10 protein-coding genes are annotated in these 12,451 nt (G+C 60.3%); 9 read left to right on the forward strand and 1 reads right to left on the reverse strand.

Annotation, left to right across the window (positions count from 1 at the left end; genetic code table 11):
- Window positions 1–20: 20 nt before the first annotated feature.
- From soxA to ACVBAU_RS05390, 5 genes are all read left to right on the forward strand, one after another.
- Complete coding sequence (gene soxA, locus ACVBAU_RS05370) at window positions 21–875, forward strand: sulfur oxidation c-type cytochrome SoxA (RefSeq protein WP_448328303.1); 855 nt, start codon at window positions 21–23, stop codon at window positions 873–875.
- 97 nt (window positions 876–972) lie between these two features.
- A complete protein-coding gene (gene soxB / locus ACVBAU_RS05375; RefSeq protein WP_448328305.1) occupies window positions 973–2,676 on the forward strand; it encodes a thiosulfohydrolase SoxB in 1,704 nt (567 codons plus the stop codon).
- Window positions 2,677–2,701: 25 nt separating this feature from the next.
- The gene (soxC, locus tag ACVBAU_RS05380; RefSeq protein ID WP_448328307.1) at window positions 2,702–3,964 is read left to right on the forward strand and encodes a sulfite dehydrogenase; all 1,263 of its coding nucleotides are present in this window, start codon (window positions 2,702–2,704) and stop codon (window positions 3,962–3,964) included.
- Window positions 3,948–4,985 (forward strand): c-type cytochrome, encoded by a 1,038-nt coding sequence (locus tag ACVBAU_RS05385; RefSeq protein ID WP_448328308.1) that lies wholly within the window; start codon window positions 3,948–3,950, stop codon window positions 4,983–4,985. Before soxC ends, ACVBAU_RS05385 begins: the two co-directional genes overlap by 17 nt.
- 71 nt (window positions 4,986–5,056) lie before the next feature.
- A complete protein-coding gene (locus ACVBAU_RS05390) occupies window positions 5,057–5,494 on the forward strand; it encodes a DUF302 domain-containing protein (protein WP_448328310.1) in 438 nt (145 codons plus the stop codon).
- Window positions 5,495–5,509: 15 nt separating this feature from the next.
- Here the strand turns inward: ACVBAU_RS05390 and ACVBAU_RS05395 are convergent, their stop codons facing one another.
- A complete protein-coding gene (locus ACVBAU_RS05395; protein ID WP_448328311.1) occupies window positions 5,510–6,421 on the reverse strand; it encodes an MBL fold metallo-hydrolase in 912 nt (303 codons plus the stop codon).
- 106 nt (window positions 6,422–6,527) lie between these two features.
- Between ACVBAU_RS05395 and ACVBAU_RS05400 the strand changes: the two genes are divergently transcribed.
- The 4 genes from ACVBAU_RS05400 to ACVBAU_RS05415 all read left to right on the forward strand — a co-directional run bounded on the left by ACVBAU_RS05400 (window position 6,528) and on the right by ACVBAU_RS05415 (window position 12,400).
- Window positions 6,528–7,412, forward strand: coding sequence for an MBL fold metallo-hydrolase (locus tag ACVBAU_RS05400; protein WP_138924077.1), 885 nt, complete (start codon window positions 6,528–6,530; stop codon window positions 7,410–7,412).
- A gap of 4 nt (window positions 7,413–7,416) precedes the next feature.
- Window positions 7,417–9,144, forward strand: coding sequence for a SulP family inorganic anion transporter (locus tag ACVBAU_RS05405; RefSeq protein ID WP_448328313.1), 1,728 nt, complete (start codon window positions 7,417–7,419; stop codon window positions 9,142–9,144).
- A gap of 101 nt (window positions 9,145–9,245) precedes the next feature.
- Window positions 9,246–10,814, forward strand: a complete 1,569-nt coding sequence (locus ACVBAU_RS05410; protein WP_138924075.1) for a class I adenylate-forming enzyme family protein — start codon at window positions 9,246–9,248, stop codon at window positions 10,812–10,814.
- Between the two features lie 14 nt (window positions 10,815–10,828).
- Window positions 10,829–12,400: an acetolactate synthase large subunit gene (locus ACVBAU_RS05415; protein WP_448328316.1), complete on the forward strand. Its 1,572-nt coding sequence runs from the start codon at window positions 10,829–10,831 to the stop codon at window positions 12,398–12,400.
- Window positions 12,401–12,451 lie beyond the last annotated feature (51 nt).

The following is a 12,451-nucleotide window of genomic DNA, read 5'->3' on the forward strand; positions in this document are numbered from 1 at the left end:
CATCCTTGGGAGGAACAGAAATGAGCAATTTCACAAAAGGTCTCAGCGCGTGCGTTGCTGCGGTGCTGATGTCGACGGGGGCCTTTGCTGAACCCGCTGACGATACGCTGGTGATCAACGAAGACATCGACATCGTGACCCGTACCGCCGCACCGGCGCATATGTCGGATGCGGTCGACGAGGTCATGTCGGGCTGGCTGTTTCGCGGCACCGAAACCCGCGCGATGCAAGCCGATGATTTTGATAACCCCGGCATGATCTTTGTGGAGCAGGCCGAGGACGCCTGGAACACCGCTGACGGCGAAGAGGGTAAATCCTGCGCTGATTGTCACGGTGCGTCGTCCGAGATGGCCGGCGTGCGTCCGGTCTATCCCAAGTTTGTGGAATCTGCAGGCGAGGTGCGTACGCTTGAAATGCAGATCAACGATTGCCGCGAGAACCGCATGGGCGCGGAAAAGTGGAAATACACGGGCGGTGACATGGTGAACATGACCGCGCTAATTTCTTCGGTGTCGCGCGGGTTGCCGGTGAATGTCGCCATCGACGGTCCGGCCCAGTCCACATGGGAGCAGGGCAAGGAAATCTACTATACCCGTTTCGGCCAGCTTGAACTGTCTTGCGCGAATTGCCACGAAGACAACTATGGCAACATGATCCGCGCGGATCACTTGAGCCAGGGCCAGATCAACGGCTTTCCGACCTACCGTCTGAAAAACACCAAGCTGAACGCGGTGCAGGCCCGTTTCAAAGGCTGCGTGCGCGACACCCGTGCCGAAACCTTTGCCCCCGGCAGCCCCGAGTTCGTGGCTCTGGAGCTTTATGTAGGCTCGCGTGGCAACGGGCTTTCGGTCGAAGGACCTTCTGTCCGCAACTAACCTGAAAAGACCTGTCTTGCTGATGCGAGGCAGGTTTTTTTTCTCACAATGTTATTCAAACATGCGCATATGAATTGCGTGTCACAAAGGCCAATCTATGATCTCTCGTCGTGATTTTCTTCAGGCTAGTATGGCTGCAACAGCTCTGTATGGTGCGTCTTCTTTTGGCAACTGGGGCAAACTGGCCGCGCAACAGGCGCTCACGCAGGACAAGCTGCTGGAATTCGACACGTTCGGCAACGTCAGCCTGATCCACGTGACCGACATCCACGCGCAGCTTAAACCGATCTATTTCCGCGAACCGTCGGTGAATATCGGTGTGGGCGAGAACCGCGGGCAGGTGCCGCATGTGACCGGTGCGGATTTCCGCAAGCTTTATGGCATCGCCGATGGCAGCCCGTCGGCTTATGCGCTGACCTATAATGATTTCACCGCGTTGGCACAGGGCTACGGCAAGATGGGCGGGCTGGACCGCGTCGCGACAGTGGTCAACCAGATCCGCGCCGACCGGCCTGACGCGCTGCTGCTGGATGGCGGCGATACGTGGCACGGCAGCTATACCTGCTACCACACGCAAGGTCAGGACATGGTCAACGTGATGAACGCGCTCAAGCCCGACGCGATGACCTTTCACTGGGAATTCACGCTTGGCTCTGACCGCGTTGCCGAGATCGTGGAGGGACTACCTTTTGCGGCCTTGGGCCAGAACATCTTTGACGCCGAATGGGACGAACCGGCCGAGCTGTTCCCCCCTTACAAGTTCTACGAGACCGGCGGCGTCAAGGTCGCGGTGATCGGGCAGGCGTTCCCTTATATGCCGATTGCCAACCCCGGCTGGATGTTCCCCGAATACTCGTTTGGTATCCGCGACGAGCGTATGCAGGAAATGGTAGACGAGGTTCGCGCCAAAGGGGCCGAGCTGGTCGTTTGCCTGAGCCACAACGGCTTTGATGTGGACAAGCAGATGGCGGGCATTGTGACGGGGATCGACGTGATCCTATCCGGCCACACCCATGACGCGCTGCCCGAACCCGTGCTGGTGGGCGAGACGATTATCGTGGCATCAGGGTCGAACGGCAAATTCGTCAGCCGCGTCGATCTGGACGTGCAGAACGGCCGTATGATGGGGTTCCGGCACAAGCTGATCCCGATTTTCTCGGATGTGATTGCACCTGATTCCGCGATGACCGCATTGATCGACGAACAGCGTGCGCCTTACCTCGATCAACTGACCGAGGTGATCGGCACCACCGCAGAGGACACGCTGCTGTACCGGCGTGGGAATTTTAACGGCACATGGGATGACTTGATTTGCGACGCACTGCTGTCCGAGCGCGAGGCCGACATCGCGCTTAGCCCCGGCGTACGGTGGGGGCCCTCGATCCTGCCGGGTCAGGACATCACCCGCGAAGACATCTTTAACGTCACCTCCATGAGCTACCCCGAAGCCTACCGTACAGAGATGACCGGTGAATTCCTGCATGTCGTGCTGGAAGACGTGGCCGACAACCTGTTCAACCCCAATCCCTATTACCAGCAGGGCGGCGATATGGTGCGCACAGGCGGTCTTGGCTACCACATTGATGTGACCCAACCCCAAGGCAGCCGCATCACCGAACTGACCTTGCTGAAAACCGGCGAACGCATTGATCCGGCCAAGTCCTATCAGGTCGCGGGGTGGGCCAGTGTGAACGAAGGCACCGAAGGCCCTCCGATCTGGGATGTCGTGGAAAACCACATTCGCAAGCAGGGCACGGTGTCGCTGGACCCCAACACCAGCGTCAGCGTCAAAGGCAAGTAACAAGGCAGCACGGGAGGGCAACGCCATGGCACCACGTAACAAAACAAACAGACGGGCCTTTTTGCGCGGCGCGGCGACGGCCGGTCTGGGGGCGATGGCCGCCCGCAGCGCCGCGGCGCAATCGCCGGACCCGTTGATCACCGACCCGCAACCTTGGGCGCAGGGACTGGGCGAGGGCGTAGATGTTACTTCCTATGGCTTGCCGATCCGGTTCGAAGACGATGTGGTCCGGCGCAATGTGCCATGGCTGACGGCGGATACCATCAGCTCGATCAACTTTACGCCGATCCATGCGCTGGACGGCACGATCACCCCGCAGGGCTGCGCTTTTGAACGGCACCATTCGGGCGCGATTGAACTGTCAAAGCAGGATTACCGTCTGATGTTGAACGGGCTGGTGGACCGCCCGCTGGTGTTCACCTACGCCGATCTGGAACGCTTTCCGCGCGAAAACCATGTGTATTTCTGCGAATGTGCCGCCAATTCGGGGATGGAATGGGCTGGCGCGCAGTTGAACGGAGCGCAGTTCACGCACGGCATGATCCACAACATGGAATACACAGGCGTGCCCCTGCGCCTGCTGCTAGAGGAAGCGGGCTATGACACCACGGGCAAGTGGGTTTACGTCGAGGGGGCGGATGCGTCGTCGAACGGGCGGTCGATCCCGATGGACAAGGCGCTTGACGATGTGCTGGTCGCATTCAAGGCCAATGGCGAGGCACTGCGCAAGGAACACGGTTATCCCGTGCGGCTGGTCGTTCCGGGCTGGGAGGGCAACCTGTGGGTCAAATGGCTGCGCCGGATAGAGGTCACGGACGCGCCCGTCGAAAGCCGCGAGGAAACCTCGAAATATACCGATACGCTGGCCGATGGCACCAGCCGCAAATGGACATGGGAGATGGACGCGAAGTCCGTCATCACCGCGCCAAGCCCGCAATCGTCAGTCCCGCATGGCGCGGGGCCTTTGGTGATCACGGGGCTGGCATGGTCGGGTCGCGGTGCGATCACCCGCGTGGATGTCTCCACGGATGGCGGGGCCTCGTGGCAGACAGCGCGACTGGCGCAGCCGGGCACGCCCATGGCGCTGACCCGCTTTTATCTGGATGTGCAGTGGGACGGCGCAGAGATGCTGCTGCAATCCCGCGCGATGGATGACACCGGCTATGTCCAGCCGACCAAAACCCAGCTGCGCGATGTGCGGGGGCTGAACTCTATCTACCACAACAACGGCATCCAGACGTGGTGGCTGCACAAGGACGGGAGCGTTGAAAATGTCGAAGTATCTTAAGGCCATCGCCCTGTGTTTGGGCACATCGGTTACCGCGCTGCCCGTGGGTGCGGCCCCTTACGGGTTAGGCCGTGCAGCGCTGCCCGAGGAAATCGCAGCGTGGGATATCGATGTGCACCCCGATGGAAGCGATCTGCCGCAAGGGCAGGGGGATGCCCTCACGGGCGAGGAAATCTTTACCGAGAAATGCGCTGCCTGCCATGGGGACTTTGCCGAGGGGCGCGGAAACTGGCCAGCCTTGGCGGGCGGACAAGACACGCTTGCTGATGCTGATCCGGTCAAAACGGTGGGGTCATACTGGCCGCATCTATCGACGAGTTTCGACTATATCCGCCGGTCCATGCCTTACGGCGATGCAGGGACGCTGACAGTGGACGAGGTCTATAGCATCGTGGCCTATATCCTGTATTCCAACGATCTAGTGGACGAGGATTTCGTGCTGACGAAGGATAACTTTACCTCTGTCGAGATGCCCAATGCTGACGGTTTTATCCGTGACGACCGCGAAACCGCAGAGCTTGCCCTATGGCGCGCCGAACCCTGTATGACCGGCTGCAAAGACAGCGTAGAGGTGACAATGCGTGCGCTGGCGTTGGATGTGACGCCCAAGGATGAGGTCCCGGATACGGCCACGGATACAGCACAGCAAGAGACACCTGTAGTGGCCGAGGACGCGCCGATAGAGGCCTCCGTCGACCCGGAATTGCTTGCCGATGGCGAGCTGGTGTTTCGCAAATGCAAAGCCTGCCACCAACTGGGCGAGCGGGCGAAGAACCGCGCGGGTCCGGTTCTGAACGGGATCGTTGATGCGCCTGCGGGGCAGGTCGACGGGTTCAAATATTCGCGTGCACTGACGGCGCAAGCCGACCAAGGATTGGTCTGGACACCCCAGACGCTTGACGCCTTCCTGACCTCGCCACGCGGGTTCATCAAGGGGACCAAGATGGGGTTTGCGGGTCTGAAAAGCGATGCCGAGATCGAGGCAGTGATCGCCTATCTCAAGAGCTTTCCGGCGCCTTGATCCTGCGCCCGATTGGCGGCGCGGCCTTTCGGTGCTACACTAAGGGCGTGCCCGTCACGAAAGGACAGAGTATGAAACCGATGCTTATTGCCGCCGCCCTTTGCCTAAGTGCGGCCCCGCTGGCCGCGCAGGATCAGGCGATGACCTACCCTTATGATGGCAGCTTTGACGATGCGACATTCGCGGTCGAGAACGCGATTGTCGGCAAGGGGCTGGTGATTGATCACGTCAGCCACACGGGCGAGATGCTGGCCCGCACAGCTCGGGATGTTGGCAGCGACGTAGAGATTTTTCGCGCGGCGGATGTGTTTTTGTTCTGCTCTGCCGTGGTGTCACGCAAGATGATGGAGGCAGATCCGATGAACATCGCACATTGCCCCTACAGTATCTTTGTCACGGATATCGAGGGTGAAGTCGCTGTCGGCTACCCGACCTATCCTGACGGCCCGATGCAAGAGGTCCAGAGCTTGCTGGACGAGATCACGCAGAGCGCGCTTGACGGATTTTGAACGTCGGCTGCGTGCTTAGGTGTCGGGGATAAACGTGAAACCCTCGGCGCTTTTGTCGATCCGCCCCATACCGCCCTGCCCAAGGTGAAACCCTACAATCGGCATTTGTGAAGCGGCAAGATCGCCGATCAAGCCGACCCGCGTACGCGCGGCCTCTTCGGGGTTCTGGTCTGATGGCACCTCCCAAGACGGACGGGCCAGCGCGATATGGTCATTGCCGATGGCATCGCCCACGATCATCGCTGCGCTGTTACCGGCGCGCACTTCGAACGACATATGTCCGGGCGTGTGCCCCGCCGTCAGCCGCGCCCCGACGCCGGGCAGGACCTCTGCCCCGTCGGTAAAAAACTGCATCCGTTCTGCAATGACCTCTAGCCGGCGTGCCGCGCCCACGGCAAAGGACTGGCGGGCGCTACCGATGGTGCTAACGGTGTTAGGGTCGGTCCAATACGCCCATTCTTCCTGGCCTATATGATAGCCGGCATTGGCGAACAATGGATCGTCGAAATCATCCAGCACGCCCCACAGGTGGTCGGGGTGGCCGTGGGTGAACACGACATCCGTGATCTCTTCGGGGGCAACGCCAAGGGCATTGAGCGTGTCAGGCAGCTTGCCTGCGCTTGGCATAAAGCCCGTTCCTGCGCCCGTGTCGAACAACACGGTACGCCCGTTGCCGCGCAGCAGACTGAGGTTGCAAGGTGGGGTCAGCGGATCATAGGGTTGGCCAAGGGCTTGCAGCACCGGCATCAGATCATCCTTGGGCAGTCCCTCAAAGGCAAAACTGCCGGGCAGCTCTAGGTGGCCGTCGCTGACAACATCCAGCGTCATCTCTGCGATGGTGATGCGCGCGAGGGCGGGGTGGGCCAGACCCGCCAAGGCGAATGTCGCAGCGCTTTGCTGCAAGAAACTGCGTCGGTCAAGTCTCATAATCCGCTTCCCTCACTAAGAATTCCATAGTATGAATATGTTCGACTCGAAGACTGATGGCAAGCCTGCATTTCGGGCCGGCCAAACGCAAGTGGAGCGGATGACAATGACTGAGTACCCTGTAAATATGGATGTCACCCCTATCGTGTCGGGGCATTTTGATCCGGTGACGAATACGATCAGCTATATTGTCCGCGATCCGGATTCCAACGCCTGTGCAATCATCGATTCAGTCATGGATATCGATTATGCCGCCGGACGGATCACCTATGACCACGCGGACAAGCTGATCGCCGAGGTTGAAGCGCAGGGCCTTGCGTTGGAGTGGATCATAGAGACCCATGTCCACGCCGACCACCTGTCTGCCGCGCCCTACATCCAGCAAAAGCTTGGGGGCAAGATCGGCGTCGGAGAGCAGATCATGACCGTGCAGGACACCTTTGGGAAAGTGTTCAACGAAGGCACCGAATTTCAGCGCGACGGGTCGCAGTTCGATGCGTTGTTCAAGGACGGCGACCGCTACCGCGTTGGCGGTATGGCGTGTTTCGCGATGTACACCCCCGGCCATACGCCCGCCTGTATGGTGCATGTCATGGGCAACGCGGCCTTCACGGGCGATACGCTTTTCATGCCTGACGGTGGCTCTGCCCGCGCGGATTTCCCAGGTGGCGACGCCGGAGAGCTGTATGACAGCATCCAAAAGGTATTATCCTTGCCCGAAGATATGCGCCTGTTCATGTGCCACGACTATGGCCCCAACGGCCGCGATATACAGTGGGAGACCACGGTGGGCGACGAGAAGGCGCATAACATCCACGTGGGTGGCGGTAAAACCCGCGCCGAATTTATTGCCTTTCGCACCGAACGTGACGCGCAGCTTGCCATGCCGAAACTGATCATCCCGTCGCTTCAGGTGAACATGCGCGCAGGGCATATGCCGCGCGACAAGGATGGAAATTTAATGCTCAAGGTGCCGGTGAACGGGTTGTAAGCGGGTGCGTATCCCTTCAGCTGCCCGCCGGTATTTTCCCGTCCTCGACTGGGGGCGCGACTATGACAAGTCGGCTTTGTCCAATGATCTGATGGCGGCGGTGATCGTCACGATCATGCTGATCCCGCAGTCTCTCGCTTACGCCTTGCTGGCCGGACTGCCGCCCGAGGCGGGGCTTTATGCGTCCATCGCGCCGATCCTGCTCTATGCGGTGTTTGGGACCAGCCGTGCGCTGGCGGTGGGGCCTGTGGCGGTGGTGTCACTGATGACGGCGGCTGCCTTGGGCAATATCGCCGATCAGGGCACGATGGGCTATGCCGTCGCAGCGCTGACGCTGGCGTTGCTGTCGGGTGTCATGCTTCTGGTGATGGGGGTGTTCAAGCTTGGGTTTCTTGCGAATTTCCTGTCACACCCCGTCATCTCGGGGTTTATCACCGCCTCAGGCGTGATCATCGCGGCCAGCCAGATCAAGCACCTTCTGGGCATTGATGCCTCGGGCGGCAATCTGGCAGAGCTGCTGATGTCGATCTGGGCCAATCTGGGCAATGTGAACTGGACGACGGTCGCCATCGGCGTGTCAGCGACGCTGTTCCTGTTCTGGGTGCGCAAGGGGCTCAAGCCGTTTTTGCGTGCCCGCGGTGTCGGCCCGCGGGCGGCGGATGTGGCGACCAAGGCGGGGCCGGTGGCGGCTGTCGTTGCCACAACGGTGGCGGTCTGGTTCTTTGATCTCGCGGGGCAGGGCGTCAAAATAGTGGGCGCTGTCCCGCAAAGCCTGCCGCCGCTGACGATGCCGGATCTGTCGTTCGACCTGATGGGCAACCTGCTGCTGCCCGCGTTCCTGATCTCTGTCATCGGGTTTGTGGAATCGATATCGGTCGCTCAGACCCTTGCCGCAAAGAAGCGGCAGCGCATCAATCCGGACCAAGAGCTGATCGGGCTGGGGGCCGCAAATATCGGGGCGGCGTTTACCGGCGGCTATCCGGTCACGGGCGGTTTCGCGCGGTCGGTGGTAAACTTTGACGCAGGCGCGCAGACACCGGCGGCGGGGGCTTATACCGCCGTGGGGCTGGCCATCGCCGCATTGGCGCTGACGCCGCTGGTGTTCTTTCTACCGCAAGCGACACTGGCCGCGACGATCATTGTTGCTGTCCTGACGCTGGTTGATTTTACGATTTTGAAAAAGTCATGGTCCTATTCCAAGTCTGACTTCGCCGCCGTTCTGTCCACCATGCTGATCACTTTGGGCAGCGGAGTCGAACTGGGGGTCACGTGCGGGGTGGTCCTGTCGATCTTCCTGCATCTTTATAAGACCACCAAACCCCATATTGCCGAGGTGGGGCTGGTGCCTGGCACCGAACACTTTCGAAATATCAACCGCCACGACGTCGAAACCTGCCCGACCGTGCTGACCCTGCGCATCGACGAGAGCCTCTATTTCGCCAACGCGCGTTTCCTCGAGGATCGCATCTATGACCGTTTGGCCGGAGATACCTGCCTGCGCCACGTGGTATTGATGTGCTCTGCCATCAACGAGATCGACTTTAGCGCGCTGGAATCGCTCGAGGCGATCAATACAAGGTTGCGGGATATGGGGATCAAGCTGCACATGTCCGAGGTCAAAGGCCCGGTCATGGACCGCCTAAAAAAGCAGCACTTCATCTCTGATTTGACAGGAAGCGTGTTCCTTTCCCAGCATGAGGCCTATGTCGCCTTGGGAAAAGCTGCCACGTAGTCACCCATCGTTTGCAAGTTTCTGATTGATCGTTACTACTGCTGTCAGGGGCTGCGGAACGGTGTTCCGCAGCGGGGAGAGAACTATTTCAGGACAGTGATATGATACCGATCAATCCGCCGGCACCGGCGAACACACCTACGCAAACCATCGTCGAGGTCGTGCGTGGCAACGCCAAAGCGCATCCGGACAAACCCGCGCTGGTCTGTGACGCAAAGACCGTCAGCTGGGGGGCATTCGACCAGCGCATCAACAAGATCGCCAATCTGCTGCTGTCGCTGGGGGTGGGCAAGGGCGATAACATCGCAATCATCTCTCCTAATTCCATTCCTTATGCAGAGCTGTTTATGGGCATCCTGCGGGCGGGGGCCTGTGTGACGCCGCTGTCTACGATGGCGTCGCCCGACGCGCTGCAAAAGATGCTAACCGATTGCGGCGCGCGTGCGATCTTTGTCGCGGCGCAATACCTTGAACTGGTCGACGGGTTCGTTGCTGATCTGGATCTGGCACGGTTTGCCATTGATTTTGACCACCCCGCGTTCGACCCCTATGAACCGGCGGTCGCCGCGGCGTCTGACACCGATCCCGAAATCAAGACCGAGATGTCGGATGCGTTCAACCTGATCTATTCCTCGGGCACAACGGGGACGCCCAAGGGCATCTTGCACAACCACTGGATGCGGTCCGCGCAAATGGATCGTGTGTCGCCCAACGGATATGACGATAATGCGCGTACTCTGCTGTCGACGCCGCTCTATTCCAACACGACGATCGTGTCGTTCCTGCCCACGCTTTACGGCGGGTCCACGGTGTATCTGATGCCGAAATTCGACGCACGCGGTTACCTCGAGATCGTGCAGCGTGAAAAGATCACCCACACGATGCTGGTGCCTGTGCAGTACAAACGCATCATGGATGTGCCCGATTTTGACCAGTTTGATCTGTCGTCGATGCAGGTCAAATTCTCGACCTCCGCGCCGCTGCGGGCCGAGGTCAAGGCCGACGTGCTGGCACGGTTTCCCGGTAAGTTGCTTGAATACTATGGCCTGACCGAAGGGGGCGGGGTCACGGTGCTGAACTCTGCCGAACATCCCGATAAATTGCATACGGTGGGCCAGACTGCGCCGGGCAATGAAATTCGCCTGATTGACGAGACCGGCAAAGAGGTCCCCAAGGGCGAGGTGGGCGAGATTTGCGGCCGTGGTCCAACGATGATGGCGGGCTATTTCGGGCGCGATGATCTGACGGCGGATTACATCTGGCGTGACGAAGCGGGCAACGTCTTCTTCCGCTCGGGTGATATGGGGCGCTTTGACGACGACGGCTTTCTGATCCTGTCGGACCGCAAGAAAGATATGATCATCTCGGGCGGGTTGAACATCTACGCTGACGATCTTGAGCTGGCGCTGCTGGCGGACCCGGATGTGATCGATGCCGCGGTCATCGGTGTGCCATCTGAGGCATGGGGTGAAACGCCTTATGGTTTGGTTGTGCTGCGCGAAGGGGCGACACGTTCGGGCGATGACGTCTGCGCGGACGCCAATGCCAAACTGGGCAAAAGCCAGCGTCTGTCGGCGGTCGAGCTGCGGGACGAGCTGCCGCGCAGCTCTATCGGGAAAATCCTCAAGAAAGAATTGCGTGCGCCCTTCTGGGCGGCGGTCTCTGCGTGAACAAGGAAAAATTCATGAACGATCAAACGGATACGGACAAGATGAACGGCGCGGATAGCCTTGTGCAAACGCTACTTGATAGCGGGCTGGACACGTGCTTTACCAATCCCGGTACGTCGGAAATGCACTTTGTTGCCGCGCTGGATCACGTGCCCGGCATGCGGTCTATCCTTGTCCTGCAAGAGGGCGTGGCGACGGGGGCGGCAGATGGCTATTACCGTATGGCCGGCAAGCCCGCCTGTACTCTGCTGCACCTTGGGCCGGGTTTGGCCAACGGGTTGTCGAACCTGCACAATGCAAAAAAGGCCGGGTCCGGCGTGGTGAACATCGTCGGCGAACATGCGGTCACGCATATCGAGCTGGATGCGCCACTAACGTCTGACATCGAAGGGATCGCGCGGCCCGTGTCGCATTGGGTGCATACGTCGCTGTCGGCGGCGGATGTGGGCGCGGATGCTGCCCGTGCGGTGCAGGCGGCGAATGTGGCCCCCGGTCAGGTCGCGACGCTGATGCTGCCCAGTGACACCGCGTGGAACGAGGGCGGCACGGTCGCGCCCGCGCTTGAACCCGCAGTGCGCCCCGCCTTTGACGAGGCCGCGCTGGAGGAAGCGGTCGCCGCGCTGTCCGGTTCCGACAGCTTGCTGCTGTTGGGTGGTGCTGCGCTGAGCGCCGAGATGCTGGAGGTCGCAGGGCGGATCGCGGCCAAGACCGGCTGCAAATTGCTAAGCGAATGGGCCAATGCGCGGCAGGAACGCGGGGCGGGTCGTGTGGTGGTCAACCGTGTGCCTTATCCGATTGATCAGGCGCTAGAGACATTGGCTCCGTTCAAACGCATCGTTCTGGTGGGCGCGCGCGCGCCGGTCGGTTTCTTTGCCTACCCGAACAAGCCCGCCATCCTGACCGCCGAAGGCACGCAGATCACCAATCTGTGCACCACCGGTCAGGATATCGAAGCGGCACTGGCAGCGCTTTGCAGCGGTGCTGACGCGACGGGCACCGCGCCTGCGCATGTGGCAGAGGCCTCTGTGCCGGATAAACCCAGCGGCCCGCTGGAACCCGGCGGCATCGCGCAAGCTTTGGCACGCAGCATCCCCGAGGATGCGATTATCATCGACGAGGCGATCACCACAGGCCGCGCCTTTTTCCCCGCGACAGCAGGGGCACCCAAGCACACATGGGTGAACAACTGCGGCGGGTCCATCGGATATGGCATGCCCGTAGCGATTGGCGCTGCGGTTGCTTGCCCGGACCGCAAGGTGATGGCGTTGGTCGGGGACGGCAGCGCAATGTACACGGTTCAGGCGCTTTGGACGATGGCACGCGAAGGGCTGGACATTACCATCGTGATTTTCGCCAACCGCGTGTACAAGATCCTGCGCGGCGAGCTGACAAATGTTGGCGTCAGCAATGCGGGCCCCAAGGCGATGGATATGCTGTCGCTGGACCAGCCGACGCTTGAATTTGCTCAGATGGCGAAATCGATGGGCGTGGAGGCAACGCAGGTCACAGATTGCGCGGCACTGGAACTGGCGATCGAGACCGGACTGGCACACAAGGGCCCCTATCTGATCGAAGCCGTGATGTAGCGCCCGCGCAGATACTTTGAAAACAAAAGGCCCCCGATCATCGCTGATCGG

The sequence above is a fragment of the Sulfitobacter sp. M13 genome, from assembly GCF_053474885.1.